We start from the raw sequence: 18,676 nt of genomic DNA, 5'->3' as shown, positions 1-18,676 counted from the left end.
CAAGTTAGGAGCTCGAAGCTAAACGATCGATGCGGACGTATGTCACTCTGAATTGATGCGTCTTTGAACGTTGTGTAAGCGTTCACGCGTGACCATAGTTGACGCTTCAAGCGGCCGAAACGTAACTCACTGCCGCGAGACATCTCTCATGGGGCAGGAAGGGTACCGATGCAACGATACTCATCCTCTTAGTTACATGGCTTGCGCGTGAACGCGACGCCTTAGAATCCAGACTGATGATCATTCCGGATCTATCGCAGGTCCGGGTGCCGAAGCCTAGTATTTGTCATCCAGAGCCTGCCGGGCAGGCGATCCTCCTCCTGCCGCGGCCGTTTGGAGGGGGTCCGTAAGCCTCAAGTCCAAATCGATCAGGAGCGAATCCCCATAGCGCTTGCCAAAGCGACTATTGGAATGCTCGAAAAAGCATCCCCTATTATTGAATTTGAACTTACTTCTACGCCCGCAAGCCAAGCTAGTGTGTCGAGTACATTTTTGCCATCCGCGGATGAGCTCAAATTTTTAGCTAACGATGCGAGATCGGAAAGTCCCAAAGTAACAAATTCCTCGAGAAAGCTCACGCCTACGATAGCTGTCGGAACAGCGGCTTGCGGCAAAGTTTCGCGAATTGCTGGAACGTTTGCAGTCTCGAAGTTTCCGAGCGTAACTACGAGGCCCACCAGGGGCTTGGAAGACAACGCGTTGAAGGCGCTATTGCTGGATAGTATTGCAGTAGCAGTTTTATTGATCTGCTCCAAGCCTTTAGCCAGGCGAGCGTGAGCTCCAACAAAATCATCCAGACCTTCTCGAACGCTTACGTTTGGAACAGAATTTTTACATTCGACTAGGAGAATGAGGTCATCTAACTCAACAATCCAGTCTACCGAAAGTTAAGTTTTGTTTTTGGTGCCGAAGTCTATCTCTGGCAAAAGCGCCTCGCTTGGCATAAGTGCAAGTTGGCGACCGACATACTGCTCAAATAGGTTTCCAGCGTCTCGGGTGAAAGCAGTGCCCCATCTATCTAGTCCAGAATATATTATTCCGAGAGGTGAGGAGCGCATTTGAATCAGCGGCACGCTCGGGGCAATCCATTCGTCTTTGACAATACCGCCGACGAAGGGCCGCGCCAGGAGAGGGTTATAACTAAAGGGCTCGTGTAGAAACCTTTTGCCGGGCGACATGCCCATGCGGTCGAGGGCGCCAATTCGCTCCTTCTTGACGTTGGCTATGTCGGTTAAGAAATTGCTTGTGACTATTCGATTGAACGCTGTCGATCCGCCGTGAAGTGCCGTAGCCTTTTTGAGTCCTGGCGTCCACTGAATTGGGTACCGACCTCCAGTATTGGCGGCGGTGTGTAGACAAAAACCAGTTGAGACAAAGTCGGCGATCGAGCAGCCCATGAGCTCTACGTCCCAACCCGGTGTCATCACCTCTGGCTTGTAACCTATTTTAAACGAAGTGTCCTGGTAAAGCGCGATTGGTCGGGCCCACTCGCTCATTCCCAGGCGCTGAAATGGAAACTGCTCATGCATTATCCGGCCTACTAGGCGGATGAGATAATCCTCGTCTAACGGGCCGCTCGCGACCGCGAGATGCAGAAAGTGAGAACAAAGTTGCTCCAGTTGCGTGTCGGTCGGAATGGAGCCGCTTTGAGTTCCTCTTGTGATGAAGAGGGCGGCTACTCCAGAGATGCTCCAAGGTAACAACGGGCCTGTGTGACCGTTGATGTCGGTGACCTGACCGGTCCAATTCTGAGACAGCGCGCTTAGGCGGACAATAGACGAGTCGCGGTCGAAGCGTCTGATTCGGGAAATCAAGTCCTGATAAGACGTCGCGGTATTAGGGGTCGTTCTGATCATTCGGTGCATAGTTGCCCCCTGTGGTTCCTGTGTGCTGAATGAGAAGCATGTTGAAGAAAGGTTCGACCCGGTTCAACCGCAATATGAATGTTATTGGCCAGCGGTTCTAATATCGAGGTTGCCCGAGTTCCTCTCGAACTCGTTTGCGAAGATTCTCGCGATCTCCGTCAAAGTCGTTACCGTATACGAGTCGATCAAACTTCGCGCCAGCTTTTGCTAAGACCGTAGTGGGAGAACGGTTGTCGACGAACCTAGGCCAAAGATATAAGCCGAGGCCAATGACATCGTCGGCACTGTAAGCGCATCCTGCTGCTAAATTTTCAGCGAGCTCTGGGTAGTCCGCAAGAAGCTCCAAAAACCCCATTGTTTCCCAATGCGGCGGCCGTCGCCCGGGATACGGCGCCACCGAGGTCGCCCCGGAAAGAAGCGCTTGCGCCCGAGTAGGCAGGCGGTCTTCCTCAAAGCTGACCTGATGAATGCCAGCGAGGTAACGCGCATAAAAGATTGGTGAGAATTTTGCATTTCTGAAGCAATGCGGCAACAGGTGGTCGCGCATATGTTCGACATTGTGATCGTCAGCGCCAGCAAGCATATCGAGGAATAGTTCGGTACGGCTATAAGCGGAGTAGCCCTTGATTCCTAACCTTTCAAACGCACCGACTCCGACGACAACCTCGACGTCATTCGCGTCTTCACCTTCTTGGAGCGGCAGCACGTGAATTCGCTCGCTTGAGGCGTCGGAGTACGCCATCTGTGTGACCCGCTCCGCAAGGTTCCGAAGCAGCTTGACCGGATAGTGCTCAGGTAAATCTGCAAGAACTTCGAATACTCCTCCAAAGTCATCGATACCAAACTCCTGGACGCCAAATGTGTAGCCGGGAACAGTAATGCTTGAGTTTGACAAGCCTTTCACTCGCGTCTTACTTGCTCTGCCGACGAAAATTAGCCTTTTATTGAACGTATCGAGTTGATCTTCCGAGAGACAGGAGACGAGTGTTGCCAGAAGTTCTAGAATGTGCGGATCGCGAAGGCTATATCCCATGAAGATGACCGGGTGTTCAACAAAGAGAGTCATGATCTTGGCTATAAGGTATGGATTCTTGCGCCGATACTCGTCGTAGTCTTCTCCCGTAAACACCATGCTTCGGGAGTCACTGATAGAACCATGAATCTTATAAATTTCACCGACATATTGAGGAGCCGCGAAGAGCACGTCTTGCTGACCTACAAAAACTTTGTAGTCAGGAAAAGCGTTCTCGAGTAATTCATCGTAGTTTGTGGTGATGATTGAGTGCACCTTCGCACGCGCTAGTTTCTCTCGCTCTTGAGCTAGAGAGACGTCATCGAGTATGGCGATTTCTCCAATGTGATGAGCCAGCATCAGTTTGAGAGGATCTCCCTTCCCGGGCAAAGGTCTTTGATTGCCCTCTCTAGCGTCAACATATTTGGCCGAGGTCCACCACTCTGAGTGAAATTGTTCCGCAACTTGCGACGATATTTGCGGTAGGCGGTCTTCCCTTCCAGTGCTTGCCGGAATACGACTCGAGTAGAAGTCGAGAGGGTACTCGGTAAGACTCGCTGCGTATTCGACCAAGCCGTCCCAGTCGGGCGCTCCCAGGTAGCGCCGAGAGAGGCCGGATCCTACAAAGAGGACGGGCAATGTTTTGCTCGCGCCAAGTAGTACCGCGAGGTCGTCGAGACTATCCATTCCTTCGTCTGCCATGACGCAAATGTAGTGTTCGAGCAGGCCCAGTGCACCTTTGACGCAAAGTGAGTTTATGTCGCGCCGTTAGCTCGAAGATGGGGGAGCTCGCTTCTCGAAACTCGATCAGCGTATTTCACCTCGTGCGCGCGGCGCCGTCCTGCGGGAGGCGCGTCGGGTCGTGGCTCCTGGGCGGGTGGGGTGACCTGGGGGCGTAAGTAGTTCTGCTGTTCGGTCGCCGCATCAGCCAGAGCTAGTGGTTTGACTGCCAGCGGTACACGTTCCGATTAAGCAGACTCAGTGCGCTATGAGCGTGTATTGAGGGGTGTGACCTCGCCACTCGATCACGGGCGCAGAGCGCGGGCGTTGTCAGCGGGTGCGGTGCAGCGTTTTCGAGGCCAGGCCGGCGATCGCGGCCCCGAGCACCGGCGCCAGCAGGAACACCCAGACCTGGCCGAGGGCGTCGGGGCCGGCGAAGACGGCGGCCGCGATCGAGCGGGCCGGGTTCACGGACGTGTTGCTGATCGGGATGCTGATCAGGTGGACGAGGGTCAGCGTGAGGCCGATCGCGAGCGGGGCGACGGCCTTGTACTCGCTCTTCGCGGTGACGGAGAGGATCACGCCGACGAAGACGGCCGTCAGCACGACCTCGGCCAGGATCACCGCGCCGAGGCCGAAGCCGCCGGGGGAGTGCGCGCCGAAGCCGTTCGAGGCGAAGCCCGCGTCGCGGGCGGCGTCGAAGTAGCCGGCGGGTCCGTCGGCCGCGATCAGCGCGACGACTCCGGCGCCCGCGATGCCGCCGACGATCTGGGCGACGATGTAGCCGGGGATGTGCCGCCACTCCGTCCGCCCCGCGAGGGCGAAGCCGATCGAGACGGCCGGGTTGAAGTGGCCGCCCGAGATGTGCCCGACAGCGTAGATCCCGGCGACCAGCGTGAGCCCGAAGGCGAGCGCGACGCCGAGGAAGCCGACGCCGAGCGCGTTGCCGCTGTCCGGGAAGGCGGAGGCGAAGACCGCCGTGCCGACGCCGCCCGCGACGAGCAGGAAGGTGCCGAACGCCTCGGACGCGTAGCGCGCCGCGGCGGAGTACTGCTCGGCGTGCTCCTTCCGCTGCTCACTCGTGGTGCGGCTGGCGGGCTTCGATGACGGCATGGTGGTTCCTCCGCGGGTCGTGGACGGCCCCGCGGCGCGCGAGGGCAACGGCCACTCCAGCACCCGCCGGCGCCGGGGGAGCCGCGCGCCCAGTCGCCTCCCGGCCGCGCGGCCCCGGAGGCGCCCTGCGCGGCCACCCGCCCCTCGCTCAGTGGCCAGCCCTTCCGCCCGCATGCCGGTCGAGCAGCCCCCCATGCTGGTCGAGCGGCCCCGGAGGGGCCCGGCATGCTGGTCGAGCTGTCCCCGAGGGGCCCCGGCATGCTGGTCGAGTAGCCCCGGAGGGGCGTATCGAGACCCGCCCTCCGAGCGGCGGTGGATCTCGATACGTCCGCTGCGCGGACTACTCGATCAGCATGCATAGGCCCGCTGCGCGGGCTACTCGATCAGCAGGCACGGGGCCCGCTGGACTGCTCGATCAGCAGGTGCGCCGCAAGCAGACGACCGCGGCACCGCTCCCTCACGCCGCGAGGTGGAACGTGCTCGCGAAGCGCCCGAGCAGCGCGTCCCGCCCGCGGAGCACCGTGACCGCGCCGGTCGCGATGGCCCGCTCCGGCGCGAGCTCGCCCGACAGCAGCAGCCGGATGTCCGCGCCGGTCGAGAACGCCAGGTCCACCGGAGCCTCACCGCCCGGCACCTCGCCGCGCGACACGTCCAGCGCCGCGCCGTCGACCCGGATCAGCAGCCCGGCCGGTCCGACCTGCGCCGCGTACACCGTCGCCGGCAGCTCGGCCGCGACCTGCGGCCGGAACGCGGTGCGCAGGTCGACCGTCATCGAGTCCGGGGTGATCACCTGCTCCTCGCGCGGATCGCCCAGCGCCTTGAACCCCCAGGCGCCGAGCGCGAGCACGATCGGCTCGAGCTCGCGGCCGTAGGGCGTCAGCTCGTAGACGATGATGCGCGAGCGCGGCGCCCGCCGGATGATCCCGGCCGCCTGCAGCTCCTTCAGCCGACCGGCCAGCACGTTGCTCGGGATGCGCGCGAGCCCCTGCGCGAGCTCGCTGTACCGGCGCGGCCCGACCAGGAGATCCCGGACGATCAGCAGCGCCCAGCGCTCGCCGACCAGCTCGACCGCGCGGGTGAGCGCCGAGTACTGCCCGTAGTCGCGTGCGGCCATCGCCCTCAGGCCTGCTCGCCGGTGAACGCCTCCGGCCCCTGCGCCGCGGCGACCGGGTCCATCCAGCCGAACTCGAGCAGGTTGCCGTCGGGGTCGGCGACCTGGCGCTGGTACATGAAGCCGTAGTCGGAGGCGGGCCGCGACTCGGAGCCGCCCGCGGCGAGCCCGGCGGTGACGGTGGCGTCGACGGCCTCGCGGGTGTCGAGGAAGATCGCGGTCGAGACGGAGGGGTTCACGGCCGGGTCGCCGATCGGCAGGTCGCTGAAGGTCTGGAAGTACTCGCGCACCAGGATCATGAAGTAGTTGTGGTCCTCCTCCACCACGACGCAGGCCGCGTTGTGGTCGGAGAACGCCGGATTGATCGAGAAGCCGAGTGCGACGTAGAACGCCTTCGCGCGCTCGAGGTCGGTGACGGGCAGGTTGACGAACATCGAGGGCATGGCGGTCTCTCCTTCTCGGCGGAGCCGCGGACTGCGGCGTCTGCGCTCATGCTTGTGAAAAACAAGTGTCACGTCAAGAGGCGGGAGCGAGACGCCTCCGACCCGGGAGCCGCGTCCGGCTCGCGCGATCAGCTCCGGCTCGTCGTTTCCGCGGGCTTCCGCGTGCTGAGGGTGATTCCACGAGCCCGAGGTGCTGCGAAGTCACCTCCGGCTCGCGCGATCAGCTCCGGCTCGTCGTTTCCGCGGGTTTCCACGAGCCGAGGGTGATTCTGCGTGCCGGCGGCGCCCCGAGCCGCGTCCGGCTCGTGGGATCGCGTCCGGCTCGCGGTTCTGCCGGATCTCCGTGTGCCGAGGGTCGTTCCAGGTGCTCGATCCGTGCCGGAACCGTCCGGAGTCGCCCGAGGGCCCGGCGGATCTCGAGCTCGCACCTCTCCGGCTCGAGGAATCAGCTCCGGCACGTTGTTTCGCCCGGTTTCCACGTGCCCGAGGCCGTTCCGCGTGCCGGACGTCGCCCGGCGCTGCCTCCGGCTCGCGGAAGCACCTCCGGCTCGCGAGCCCGGCCCGACTCTGCGTGCCGAGGCCGATTCCGCGAGCCGAACCTCCTCCAGGACCCGCCACGACCGCGAAAGAGAGCGCTCTCACAAAACCCTTGACCTCCCCGCAGCCCGCTCCGTATGCTCGCCTCACACCTCGTGAGAGCGCTCTCACATACGGCAGCACAGCACCGTGGGAGCGCCCCCAGGGGTGCCCTGACACCCATCACGAAGGAGTGACCGTGCTCAAATCACGACGCGCCAGGATCGCCACGGCGATCGCCGGCGCCGCCACCCTGGCCCTGCTCGTCTCCGGCTGCTCGTCCGGATCCGGCGCGGCCGAGGACGGCGACATCGAACTGACCGTGACCACGTTCGGCGCCATGGGGTTCGACGACCTCTACGCCGAGTACGAGGCCGCCCACCCGGGCGTCACGATCGTCCCGAACAACATCGACACCGGCGGCAACGCCCGGACCGACGCGTTCACCAAGCTCGCCGCGGGCTCCGGCCTCGCCGACGTCGTCGCCATCGAGGAGGGCTGGCTCGGCTCGATCATGGAGGTCTCCGACCAGTTCGTCGACCTGCGCGACCACGGCATCGAGGACCGCAAGGCCGACTGGGTCGACTGGAAGTACGAGCAGGCCGTCGACCCCGACGGCCGCGTCATCGGGTACGGCACCGACATCGGCCCCGAGGGCCTCTGCTACAGCACCGCCGCCTTCGAGGCCGCGGGCCTGCCCACCGATCGGGCCGCCGTCGCGGAGCTGCTCGGCGGTGCGGACGCGACCTGGGAGGACTACGTCGCGGCCGGGAAGCAGTACCACGACGCGACCGGCAAGGCCTGGTACGACCAGTCCGGCTTCGTCTGGAACGCCATGGTCAACCAGCTCCCCGAGGGCTACTACACCGCCGACGGCGAGCTGAACATCGACGGCAACGCCGAGCTCCAGGAGCGCTGGGGCTGGATCACCGACGGCGCCGCCTCCGGACTCTCGGCCGCGCAGAAGGCCTGGGACTGGAACAAGGGCAAGTCCTTCAATGACGGCACCTTCGCGACGTTCGTCTGCCCGGGCTGGATGCTCGGCCAGGTGAAGGCGCAGGTCGAGGCCGGCGGCGGCGATCCCGAGGCCACTGGCTGGGACTTCGCCGACGTCTTCCCCGGCGGCGCGGCCAACTGGGGCGGCTCGTTCCTCTCCGTCCCGACGCAGTCGAAGCACCCCGCCGAGGCCGCCGAGCTCGCCTCGTGGCTGAGCGAGCCGGAGCAGCAGATCGCCGCGTTCGACGCGACCGGTCCGTTCCCGAGCACCGTCTCCGCCCAGGAGCAGCTCGCCTCCGCCGCCGCGCCCGACCCGGCGCTGAACGGCTCGCCGACCGGCGCGATCCTCGCCGAGCGCGCCCAGGGCGTCGTCGCCCAGTACAAGGGTCCGGACGACTCGCTGATCCAGGAGAACGTCTTCGGCCCGGTGCTGCAGAAGGTCGACCGCGGCGAGCTCGACGGCGACAAGGGCTGGGACGAGGCGCTCTCGCTCCTCGACGAGCTGGTCGACTGACCCGCTCCCCTCAGACAGGGCCCCCGTCCGGTAGCAGGCCGGGCGGGGGCCCTCCCTCCCTCTTATGACGAGTCTCGCGACGCGTCCCACGAACGAGTCCCCCCACGAGAGCGACCGACGAGAGCGACCCATGACGAGCACCCTGACCCCGCCGACCGCGTCGGCCGCGCCGCCTCCCGGCCGCCGCCCCGCGCCCCGCCTGCCGCTGACGGCCAAGCAGCGGATGAGCCGCTTCGATGTCAAGGCGTCGCCCTACCTCTACATCTCGCCGTTCTTCCTGCTGTTCGCGATCACGGGAGCGTTCCCCCTCGTCTACACGCTGGTGGTCTCGCTCTACGACTGGCAGCTGCTGCAGGGCCAGGGCGACTTCGTCGGCCTCGGCAACTTCGCCGCGGTGCTCGGCGACCGCTTCTTCTGGAACTCGATCGGCAACACGCTGAGCATCTTCCTGCTCTCCACCATCCCGCAGCTCGCCGTCGCCCTCGTGCTCGCGGCGGTGCTCGATCAGTCGCTGCGCGCCCGCACCTTCTGGCGGATGAGCGTGCTGCTGCCCTACGTCGTCTCGCCGGTCGCCGTGGCGCTGATCTTCTCGAGCATCTTCGGCGACCAGGAGGGCCTGGCGAACAATCTGCTCGGCCTGGTCGGCATCGCCCCGATCGACTGGACCAACGACCGCCTCGCCAGCCACATCGCGATCGCGTCGATGGTCAACTGGCGCTGGACCGGCTACAACGCGCTCATCCTCCTCGCCGCGATGCAGGCCGTGCCGCGCGATCTGCACGAGTCGGCCGCGCTCGACGGAGCGGGCTCGTTCCGCCGCTTCACCTCGATCACCATCCCGAGCATCCGGCCGACCCTGATCTTCGTGATCATCACGGCCACGATCGGCGGGCTGCAGATCTTCGCCGAGCCGCGCCTGTTCGACGTCTCGAACGCCGGCGGCATCGGCGGCTCGGACCGCCAGTTCCAGACGACGGTCCTCTACCTCTGGGAGATGGCGTTCTTCCGGCAGAACTTCGGCGAGGCGGCGGCGGTCGCCTGGCTGCTGTTCCTCCTGATCGTGCTGATCGGACTGGCGAACTTCGCGATCTCGCGGCGGATCGCCTCCGTCGAGAACCGCGTGAGAACGCGCACGCGCCGACCGGCGCAGAAGGTGAGCGACCGATGACCGCGACGATTCCCACCGCTCCCGCCGCTGCGCCTGTCGCGGCCGAGCCCGAGCGTCGCGCCCGGCGCCCGCGCTCCTCCGGGGCCGGTCGCGTCGACCGCCCCGGCTTCCTCACCTACGGACTGCTCAGCGCCTTCATCCTCGGCTCGACCTACCCGCTGTGGTGGTCGTTCGTGGTGGCCAGCGGGAGCAACGCGACCCGCGGCGAGACGCTGCCGCTGATCCCGGGCAGCAACTTCCTGGCCAACGCGGCGCAGGTGTTCACGGCGATCCCGTTCTGGACGGCGCTGCTGAACAGCGTGGTCGTCTCGGGGATCATCACGCTGTCGGTCGTCTCGTTCTCGACTCTGGCCGGCTACGCCTTCGCGAAGCTGCGCTTCCGCGGGCGGGACGGGCTGATGATCACCGTGATCGCGACGATGGCGATCCCGACCCAGCTGGGCATCATCCCGCTGTTCATCCTGATGCGGCAGCTCGGCTGGACCGGGACCCTCGGCGCCGTGATCGTGCCGACGCTGGTCACCGCGTTCGGCGTGTTCTTCATGCGGCAGTACCTGGTGGACGTGATCCCGGACGAGCTGATCGAGGCGGCGCGGGTCGACGGAGCGAACCAGTTCCGGACCTTCCTGACCGTCGCGGTGCCGGCCGCGCGTCCGGCGATGGCGATCCTCGCGCTGTTCACGTTCATGATGGCGTGGACCGACTTCCTCTGGCCGTTGATCGTGCTGAGCCCGACCAACCCGACGCTGCAGACCGCGCTGTCGCAGCTGCAGTCGGGCTACTACGTCGACTACTCGATCGTGCTGGCCGGCGCGGTGCTCTCGATCATCCCGCTGCTCGTGCTGTTCGTACTGGCGGGCAAGCAGCTGATCGCCGGCATCATGGGCGGCGCGGTCAAGGGCTGACCGCGGGCGCTCAGCGCGATGGTGGATCTCGATACGCCCGCTGCGCGGGCTACTCGATCAGCATGGACCGGCCGCCGTCCATGCTGGTCGAGTAGCCCCGGAGGGGCGTATCGAGACCCGCCGTCCTCAGCAGGGCGGGTCTGCAGACTCGACTTCCGGCGATGGTGGATCTCGATACGTCCGCTGCGCGGCCTACTCGATCAGCAGGGGAAGCCCGCCGCACGGCCCGCTCGATCAGCAGGGGAAGCCCACTATGGCCGTAGTGCGAGCGGACCCCCGGAGGTGTCTCGAAGGGCACCCGCCCGCTCGGCTACTCTCGGGCCCGGGGGTCCACCGCTCGAGAGGCACGCATGAGTCACGACACCGCACCGGCCGCACCCACGCTCGAGGCTGTCGCCGCGCTCGCCGGAGTGTCCCGGGCGACGGTCAGCCGGGTCGTCAACGACTCACCGAAGGTGAAGGCCGAGGCGCAGGCCGCCGTCCGCCTCGCGATCGAGAAGCTCGGCTACGTGCCCAACCGCGCGGCCCGCTCGCTCGCCAGCCGGCGGACCCAGGTCCTCGCCCTGCTCGTGCCCGAGTCGATCGGCAAGGTCTTCGGCGACCCGTTCCTCGCCGCCGTCGTGCAGGGCGCCGCCACCCGCCTCGCCGCGACCGACTACATGCTCAACATCGTCATCGCCTCCGAGGCGACGCCCGACAAGACCCGCCGCTACCTCCTCGGCGGCAACGTCGACGGCGCCCTCGTGGTGTCGCACCACAGCGGCGACCACTCCTACGCCCGGATCGGCGCGAGCGTGCCCCTCGTCTTCGGCGGCCGGCCGCTCAGCCTCGACGACCACGACAGTCACTTCGTCGACGTCGACAACGTCGGAGCGGCGCGGCAGGTCACCGAGCACCTGCTGGGTCTCGGGAGGCGCGCCCCGGCGATGATCGCGAGCCGCCAGGACATGCCCGGCGCGATCGACCGGCTGGCGGGGTGGCGCGCCACCGTCGAGGCGGCCGGCCTGGACGCCTCGCTCGTCGAGATCGGCGACTACTCGCCGCGGGACGGGGCCGAGGCGATGCGGCGCCTGCTCGACTCCGGCCGCCCGATCGACGCGGTGTTCGCCTCCAACGACCAGATGGCCTCCGGCGCCCTGGCGGTGCTGCGCGAGCGCGGCTTGAGCGTGCCGGGCGACGTGGCGCTCGCCGGCTTCGACGGCAACTACTCCTCGGAGGCGGCCGAGCCGCCGATCACGACCGTCCGCCAGCCGGCCGCCGGCCTCGGCGACGCGATGGCGGAGGTCCTGGTGCGGCTGCTGGCCGGCGACGACGTCCCGCGGGCGACGCTGCTGCCGACGGAGCTGCTGATCCGCGCCTCGACGGTGCCGCGGAGCTGACTCCGCCGCACAACATCAGCTGAGAGCACCCGGCCTCCTCTGTGGGAGGAGGCCCACCCTTCTCAGCTGATGTTGTGCGGCCGACTCCGCCCCTCAGCCCGTGAACACCGTCGAGGAGCGGCGCTCGTACCAGTGCGCGAGGTGCTCGCCGGCGCGGAGGACGTGCTCGCGCATGATCGCGGCGGCGCGCTCGCGGTCGCCGGCGACGAAGGCCTCGACGATCTGCTCGTGCTCGCGGAAGTTCTCCTCGCGGTGGCGCGAGTTCTCGCGGAGGACCAGGCCCGAGACGTTGCGGGGGAAGGCGTCGTTGATCTCGATCAGCATCCGGCTGAGGCGGGTGTTGCCCGAGGCCTGGTAGATCAGCCCGTGGAACTGGTCGTTGGCGCTGCCGTCGCGCTCGGCGGCGGTGCCGGCGGCGACGGCGAGCGAGCGCTCGTACATGGCCGTGTTGACGGAGCGGAGCTCGGCGATCGTCGCATCGTCCAGGCGGTCGACCGCGCGGCGGGCGGCCAGCGACTCCAGCTCGGCGCGCACCTCGTAGGCCTCGCGCACCTCCCACGGCACCGGCACGCGGACGACGGCGCCGCGGTTGGGGACGACCTCGATCAGCCCGCCGGTCTGCAGCTGGCGCAGCGCCTCGCGGACCGGGGTGCGGCTGATGCCGAACTGCGTCGCGAGCTCGGCCTGGCGCAGCGGGGCGCCGATCGGGATCTCGCCGGACATGATCTTCGCCCGGATGCGGGCGGCCAGATCGTCCACGAGTGCGTTGTCGCCCTGGGTCGTCACGATGATCCCCTCCGATCAGCGGCCAGGTCGGCCGGGATCCAATCATGGCAGGCATTGGATCCCACGCGAGGGTCGGTGTCGTCGAACGGCGAGCCCACTCCCGCGTCCGGCTTGACCCATGGATCCGCGCAGCCCTAGATTGGATCCAATGTTGCCCCCCGTGGTGACCGATCGAGGTCAGGAGGCCGGCGTGGACGTGCTGCTGGTCGTGATGCTCGCGGGCGCCGCCAGCTCCCTCGCGCTCGGTCTCGCCGGCTGGCGGGGAGTGGGCCGCGGCTGGCTCGTCGCCGAGGCGGCCATGCTCGCCGCGATGCTCGACGTGCACCTGCCCGCCCTGCACCTCCTGCCCGCGCCGCTCTGGTCCGCGCTGCTCGCGGGCTGCGCGCTCGTCGCCGCCCTCGTCGACCGGGTGCGCCGAGGCCGGGGAGTGCGGCGGCACGGTGCCGACGCGCTGCACGCCGTCGGGATGCTGCTCGCCGCCGTCCTCGTGCTCCTCGCCGATGCCGCGCCCACCGCGGGTGCTCTCGCAGGCGCCGGGCACGCGCACGGCGGCGGACTCGCCCTGCCACTCGGCGCCGCCGTCGCCGTCTACGCGACGTGCACGCTCCGCATCGCCCTCGCTGGCCGCCCCGGCCGACTCGACACCGCCCGGAGGCTCGCCTCCCTCGCCGCGCTCGTCGCCATGGGCGCGATGGCCGCGGTCGGCTGAGCAGCCCGCCCCGCCCCCGAACGACACCCCACCCGCACCACACCGGAAGAAGGAGACACCGCATGATCATCGACGCGTACAACACCACGCAGGACCGCCGAGGCCGCAGCGACTACCTCAGCGGGGTCCGCCCCGGCGAGCAGCCCCCGGCCTACACCCCGTTCGACCCCAAGCGCATCCTCGACCGGATGGACGCCGCAGGTGTCGACCGCGCGATGGTCTGCTCCCTCGCGCAGGGCATCGAGAACGACTTCCTGATCGACCTCGTGAAGGCGCACCCCGACCGCCTGTTCGGCTTCGGCCAGGTCATGCCGCAGTGGGAGAACGCGACCGACGAGATCCGCCGCTTCGCCGACGCCGGTCTGGTCGGACTCAAGCTGCACCCCAGCCTGCACGGCTACCACGTCGCCGATCACGGGCTGCTCGACCCGCTGTTCGCGGTCTGCGACGAGCTCGGCCTGCCCGTGCTGATCAACGCGCTCGACGACGCGTTCTGCGCACCGTTCGCGATCGAGGAGATCGCCAAGGGCTTCCCTGGAGTTCCGACGATCATCGCCCACATGGGCGCGGTCTGGAACGTGCCCGAGGCGATCATCGTCGCCGAGCGCAACCCGCACGTCTACCTCGAGACCTCGGCGACGCTGATGTCCGACGTCAAGCGCGCCTACGCCCGGCTCGGTGCCGAGAAGATCCTGCTCGGCTCGGAGTGGCCGGGCAGCGACTTCGACCTCGAGCGGATGAAGATCGCGAAGGCCATCCCCGACGAGGCCGACCGCGCGCTGGTCGAGGGCGGCAACATGGCGCGGATCCTGGGCTGGTCGTGACCGAGGGGGCGGAGTCGGGGCCTTCGGCGCCGGAGAGCCCGGTGCTCGATCGGCCGGTGCTCGACGGGCCTCCCGCGGGGATGTCCGCGCCGGACCGCGAGCTGCTCGAGGTGGCCTCGGCGATCCTCGACGCGCGCTACCGGACCGGCGTCCACGAGGTCGCGGCCGCCCTCCGGCTCGCCGACGGGCGGATCGTGACCGGCCTGCACGTCGAGGCGAGCGCCGGCCGGGCCTCCGTCTGCGCCGAGTCCGCCGCCCTGAGCGCCGCGGTCGTCGCCGGCTCCCCGGTCGTCTCGATCGTCGGAGTGCTGCAGCGCCCGGCCGGCTCCCGCCACCTCATCGAGCCCTGCGGCGTCTGCGCCGAGCTCCTCGGCGACCACGCCCCCGACGCGACCGTCTGGGTCGCCGTCGCCGACGCCTTCGCCCCGGTCCCCGTCGCCGCCCTGCTCCCGCACCGCCGCCGCCGCGCGGCCCGCCCGGTCTGACGGCCGCCCCCTCCACTCCGCAGAAGTTGTCGTACTCGCCCACCCGCTACGACAACTTCTGCGCAGTGGATCCGCCGGGCCCTGCGCTGCCACCGCCGCTCTCCAGAAGTTGTCGTACTGGGCGCGCGGGTACGACAACTTCTGCGCACCGGAGGAGCCGACTCTCCTCCACAAGCCGAGCATCCCGAGGTTTTACCCCGGGGAAACACGGCCGACCCCCGCCCGAACGATCGCCTGGCCAGACTTGCCGGGCGGACGACGGGCCTCGGCCCTCGCGCCGCCGGGGTCGTGGGGGCACCTCACCCGACCCGCGCACCACCCGGAAGGATCCACCCGCATGCTCGCCGTCTCCGGCACTCCCGTCCTCCTCGTCGTCGACATCCAGGGCGGGGCCGCCTCGGACCTGCCGACCCCCGGCATCCCCGTGATGAGCGGCCGGGCGGAGCGCACGCCCCGGGTGCGCGACCTGATCGCGCACTGCCGCAGTGCCGGCGTGCCGGTCGTCTTCGTGCAGGAGGTGCACAAGCCCGACCTGATCGACATCGGCCGCGAGCTCGACGGCGCCGAGGGTCCGCACTGCCTCGAGGGCGACCCGGGCACCGAGCTGGCGTCCTGGCTCGAGCCGCGGCCCGAGGAGTTCGTGATCCGCAAGCGCCGCTACTCCGCCTTCTTCGGCACCGAGCTCGAGATCGTCCTGAAGGCCTACCGCGCCGGCACGCTGCTGCTGGTCGGCGGCCTCACCGACGTCTGCATCCACTACACGGCGGCGGACGCGCACCAGCACGACTACGCCGTCCGGGTGCTCACCGACTGCGTCGCCGGCTCGAGCGAGCGCGCGCACGCCGCCACCCTGGAGGCGATCGAGTACCTCCAGCGCGACGCGCTCGTCACCGCCGCCGACGTGCACGACTGGCTCGACCGCCGGGAGAGCACCGATGCCTGAGCCCCGCACGATGCCGGACACCCAGGGGACAGCGGCGCCCCGCCTCCTCGTCGCCCGCGTCCGCACCATGGACCCCGAGAACCCGCTCGCCGAGGCGCTCCTGATCGACGGCGACCGGATCGCCGCGGTCGGCACCCTCGCAGACGTCCGCGCCGCAGCCCCCGCAGGCACCCCCGAGGAGCACCTCGACGGCACCCTCCTCCCCGGCTTCATCGACGCGCACTCGCACGCCCAGCGCGCGGGCCTGAAGGCCCTGCAGCTGCTCGACGCGGGCGCCGGCGCCGACGCGTTCTCGGCCGCGATGCTCGCCGACGCGGACGCCGATCCGGACGCCCCGGACTGGCTCGGCGACACCCCGCCCACCCCCGCGGACCGCCGCGCGGCCCTCCTGCGCATCCAGCCGCTGCTGCACGAGCTGGGCTTCACCGGCGTCATCGACCCCGCCGTCACACTCGACGAGCTCGCCGCCTACCGCGCGGCGCACGAGCGTGGTGAGCTGTCGCTGCGCGTCGTCGCCATGCCCTACCCCGAGCTCGTCACCGCCAGAGTCCCGGGCGTCGACGAGGCGCTCGCCCTGCTCGGCACCGTCGGCGGCACGACCGGCGACGGCGACGAGCTGCTCCGCCTCGGCCCGATCAAGGTCTACTACGACGGCGAGGGGATGAAGGGCCAGGCTCTCCTCGAGCAGCCCTGGCCCGGCGGAAGCCACGGCGTGCAGCGGATCGCGACGGCCGAGTTCGCGCGGCTCGCCGCGGAGTGCGTCCAGCGCGGCTGGGGCCTGGGCGTGCACGCGGTCGGCAGCCGCGCGGTCGCCGAGGTGCTCGACGCCCTCGAGGCGGCGGGCCCGCCCGAGCGGATCGCCGCCCTGCGCTGCCAGCTGATCCACGCCTACCTCGAGCCGTCCGCCGAGAGCCGCGAGCGCGCGGCCCGGCTCGGCGTCGTCGCCTCGCTGCAGCCCTCGATCGCCTGGAGCAACGCGGCCGGACTGACCGCCCGGCTCGGCGCGCGGGCCGACCCGGTGAACCCGATGCGCGACTGGCGCGACTCCGGCGCCGTGATCGCGCTCGGCTCCGACGCCCCCTACTTCCCGTTCGACCCGCGGCGGGTGGTCGCGACCGCGGTGAGCCGTCGGATGCGCCGCCTGCCCGACCCGCTCGGTCCGGAGCAGGCGCTCACGGTGCTCGAGGCCGTCGAGGGCTACACCCTAGGCGCGGCGCACGCGGCCTTCGCGGAGGACCGCCGCGGGATGCTCCGCCCCGGCTTCCTCGCCGACCTGGTGCTGTTCTCGGTCGACCCGGGGGAGTGCTCGGCGGAGGAGTTCGCCGGGGCGCGCGTGCTGCGCACGGTGGTCGGCGGGCGGACGGTGCACGGGCGCGCGGCGGAGGACGCCAACCAGATGTAATCCCGACGAAACACAATGGGATCCGCATTGCCATAGATTGGATCCAAGTTGAGCGGCCCCCCGAGCAACTCCGCCCCGCCCCCGATGCACCACCCGTACCCCTTGGAGGACAGCACCATGGTCAGGAAGAGCTTGCTCGCCGGCGTCGCACTGGCGGCCGTCGCGAGCCTCGCGCTCACCGCCTGCGGGACCACCAGCGCCCCGCAGAGCGCCACCGGCACCGCCGGCACCACCGACACCATCAACGCGGAGCTCTGGTACGCGCCGTCCACCTTCGACCCCGCGAAGGCCTCCGCCGACGCCGACGTGACCGTCGCGCGCCTCGGCTTCGACACCCTGCTCCGCCAGGGCGAGACCGAGGGCTACATCGGCGGCCTCGCCACCGAGTGGAACGCCGTCTCGGCCTCCGAGTACACGTTCACCCTCCGCGACGACGCCACCTGCGCCGACGGCACCGCGATCACGCCGACCGTCGTCGCCGACTCCTTCACGTACCTCACCGGCCTCGACGACTCGGGCGCGCTGACCTGGAAGAACCAGGCCTTCGGCTCCGGCGACGCGACCTTCACCCCCGACGACGCGGCCGGCACGCTGACGATCTCGCTCAGCCAGCCCTACTCGCAGCTGCTCGGCGGCGTCACCCGCCCCGGCACCGGCATCATCTGCCCCGCCGGCCTCGCCGACACCGAGGGCCTCGCCGCGGGCACCGTCGACGGCGCCTGGTCCGGCCCGTACATGCTCTCGAACCTGTCGGCCGGCGTCAGCGCCGCCTACACGCTGCGCGACGACTACGACGCCTGGCCCGACTGGCAGGACGTCGAGGGCGAGCCCGCGAAGACGATCAACCTCACCGTGCAGTCCGACTCCAACACGAGCGCCAACCTGCTCGAGTCCGGCGGCGTCGACCTGGCCCGCTTCTACGACTCGAACGCGCTGCGCTTCGAGGACGACCCGGCCTACACGACCGTCACCTTCGCCAGCTCGGCCTACAACCTCGTCTTCAACGAGGCCCCCGGCTCCGGCTCGATCTTCGAGGGCAAGGAGGACCTCCGCGCCGCGGTCGCCCAGGCGATCGACACCCAGGGCTTCAACTCCGCCGGCCTCGACGGCCTCGGCGTGCCGCAGTACACCGTCAACGCGGCGAGCTACCGATGCGCGCTGGACGACGAGTCGCTGGTGCAGAAGTACGACCCCGCCGCCGCGACGCCCGAGCTCACCGGTCAGTCGATCCGCCTGCTGATGATGTCGAACTGGGACCCGGCCGCCGACTACCTGGCCGAGTCGCTCCGCGCCGCGGGCGCCACCGTCACCGTCTCGGCGCTCGACCCGGCCGACTGGTCGAAGGCCATGCGCACCGAGCCCGCCACCTGGGACGTCGCGATCGCCGCGGAGAACGCCGGCCCCGGCCTGATCCACACCACGATCGCCCGCTACCTCGGCCCGACCTACGCCGACGGCGGCACGAACGTCTCCTCCAGCGACAACCCCGAGGGCGTCGCCTACTACAAGGCCGCGATGGCCGCCTCGGACACCGAGACGCAGTGCGAGAACCTGCTCGCCGCCCAGAAGACGATCCTCGAGCGCGTCGACATGACGCCGCTGATCACCGACACGCACCGCTACGTGGCCCGCTCCGGCTTCGCCACCTCGGTGTTCTCGGGCTACTGGGACATCTCGGCCATGCGGATCCTGTCCTGATCCGCTGACGCCCTGATCCACTGAGCA

Annotated in this window: 17 protein-coding genes; 10 read left to right on the top strand and 7 right to left on the bottom strand. The window is 68.3% G+C overall.

The genetic code is table 11. The features are described from left to right. Window positions 1-368: 368 nt before the first annotated feature. From EDF43_RS03270 to EDF43_RS03245, 6 genes are all read right to left on the bottom strand, one after another. Complete coding sequence (locus tag EDF43_RS03270; protein ID WP_132435442.1) at window positions 369-755, bottom strand: hypothetical protein; 387 nt, start codon at window positions 753-755, stop codon at window positions 369-371. A 132-nt stretch (window positions 756-887) separates the two neighbouring features. Then, the gene (locus EDF43_RS03265) at window positions 888-1,856 is read right to left on the bottom strand and encodes a hypothetical protein (protein ID WP_132435440.1); all 969 of its coding nucleotides are present in this window, start codon (window positions 1,854-1,856) and stop codon (window positions 888-890) included. A 106-nt stretch (window positions 1,857-1,962) separates the two neighbouring features. After that, on the bottom strand, window positions 1,963-3,579 hold the full coding sequence (locus tag EDF43_RS03260) for an SIR2 family protein (RefSeq protein WP_132435438.1): 1,617 nt from the start codon (window positions 3,577-3,579) through the stop codon (window positions 1,963-1,965). Window positions 3,580-3,927: 348 nt separating this feature from the next. Beyond that, on the bottom strand, window positions 3,928-4,710 hold the full coding sequence (aqpZ, locus tag EDF43_RS03255; RefSeq protein ID WP_132435436.1) for an aquaporin Z: 783 nt from the start codon (window positions 4,708-4,710) through the stop codon (window positions 3,928-3,930). Window positions 4,711-5,167: 457 nt separating this feature from the next. After that, window positions 5,168-5,824: a winged helix-turn-helix transcriptional regulator gene (locus tag EDF43_RS03250; RefSeq protein ID WP_132435434.1), complete on the bottom strand. Its 657-nt coding sequence runs from the start codon at window positions 5,822-5,824 to the stop codon at window positions 5,168-5,170. Between the two features lie 5 nt (window positions 5,825-5,829). Beyond that, complete coding sequence (locus tag EDF43_RS03245; protein ID WP_123705888.1) at window positions 5,830-6,264, bottom strand: VOC family protein; 435 nt, start codon at window positions 6,262-6,264, stop codon at window positions 5,830-5,832. A 775-nt stretch (window positions 6,265-7,039) separates the two neighbouring features. Here EDF43_RS03245 and EDF43_RS03240 point away from each other — a divergent pair. The 4 genes from EDF43_RS03240 to EDF43_RS03225 all read left to right on the top strand — a co-directional run bounded on the left by EDF43_RS03240 (window position 7,040) and on the right by EDF43_RS03225 (window position 11,802). Continuing rightward, on the top strand, window positions 7,040-8,350 hold the full coding sequence (locus EDF43_RS03240) for an extracellular solute-binding protein (protein WP_132435432.1): 1,311 nt from the start codon (window positions 7,040-7,042) through the stop codon (window positions 8,348-8,350). Window positions 8,351-8,480: 130 nt separating this feature from the next. Continuing rightward, the gene (locus tag EDF43_RS03235) at window positions 8,481-9,518 is read left to right on the top strand and encodes a sugar ABC transporter permease (protein WP_132435430.1); all 1,038 of its coding nucleotides are present in this window, start codon (window positions 8,481-8,483) and stop codon (window positions 9,516-9,518) included. After that, window positions 9,515-10,423, top strand: coding sequence for a carbohydrate ABC transporter permease (locus EDF43_RS03230; RefSeq protein ID WP_132435428.1), 909 nt, complete (start codon window positions 9,515-9,517; stop codon window positions 10,421-10,423). Before EDF43_RS03235 ends, EDF43_RS03230 begins: the two co-directional genes overlap by 4 nt. Window positions 10,424-10,773: 350 nt before the next feature. Next, window positions 10,774-11,802, top strand: coding sequence for a LacI family DNA-binding transcriptional regulator (locus tag EDF43_RS03225; RefSeq protein ID WP_132435426.1), 1,029 nt, complete (start codon window positions 10,774-10,776; stop codon window positions 11,800-11,802). A 93-nt stretch (window positions 11,803-11,895) separates the two neighbouring features. Here the strand turns inward: EDF43_RS03225 and EDF43_RS03220 are convergent, their stop codons facing one another. Further along, window positions 11,896-12,588 (bottom strand): GntR family transcriptional regulator, encoded by a 693-nt coding sequence (locus tag EDF43_RS03220; RefSeq protein WP_207901612.1) that lies wholly within the window; start codon window positions 12,586-12,588, stop codon window positions 11,896-11,898. A 160-nt stretch (window positions 12,589-12,748) separates the two neighbouring features. Between EDF43_RS03220 and EDF43_RS03215 the strand changes: the two genes are divergently transcribed. The 6 genes from EDF43_RS03215 (at window position 12,749) to EDF43_RS03190 (ending at window position 18,649) form a co-directional block, all read left to right on the top strand. Then, entirely contained in the window at window positions 12,749-13,297 is a 549-nt protein-coding gene (locus EDF43_RS03215) for a hypothetical protein (RefSeq protein WP_132435424.1), read from the top strand. 62 nt (window positions 13,298-13,359) lie between these two features. Next, window positions 13,360-14,121, top strand: a complete 762-nt coding sequence (locus tag EDF43_RS03210; RefSeq protein WP_123447441.1) for an amidohydrolase family protein — start codon at window positions 13,360-13,362, stop codon at window positions 14,119-14,121. An 80-nt stretch (window positions 14,122-14,201) separates the two neighbouring features. Beyond that, window positions 14,202-14,606 carry a cytidine deaminase gene (locus EDF43_RS03205; protein ID WP_123705964.1) on the top strand — a complete coding sequence of 135 codons (405 nt, stop codon included), beginning with the start codon at window positions 14,202-14,204 and terminating at the stop codon, window positions 14,604-14,606. A 337-nt stretch (window positions 14,607-14,943) separates the two neighbouring features. Beyond that, window positions 14,944-15,549: an isochorismatase family cysteine hydrolase gene (locus tag EDF43_RS03200; protein ID WP_123734514.1), complete on the top strand. Its 606-nt coding sequence runs from the start codon at window positions 14,944-14,946 to the stop codon at window positions 15,547-15,549. Then, entirely contained in the window at window positions 15,542-16,951 is a 1,410-nt protein-coding gene (locus tag EDF43_RS03195) for an amidohydrolase family protein (protein WP_123734515.1), read from the top strand. The genes EDF43_RS03200 and EDF43_RS03195 overlap by 8 nt, the downstream gene beginning before the upstream one ends. Before the next feature lie 117 nt (window positions 16,952-17,068). Further along, window positions 17,069-18,649 (top strand): ABC transporter substrate-binding protein, encoded by a 1,581-nt coding sequence (locus tag EDF43_RS03190; RefSeq protein WP_165908999.1) that lies wholly within the window; start codon window positions 17,069-17,071, stop codon window positions 18,647-18,649. Window positions 18,650-18,676: the final 27 nt, after the last annotated feature.

The sequence above is a fragment of the Rathayibacter sp. PhB179 genome, from assembly GCF_004345345.1.
Classification (GTDB): Bacteria; Actinomycetota; Actinomycetes; order Actinomycetales; family Microbacteriaceae; genus Rathayibacter; species Rathayibacter festucae.
The sequence above is the reverse complement of the archived record's forward strand: the minus strand, read 5'-3'. Positions and strand labels throughout refer to the sequence as shown.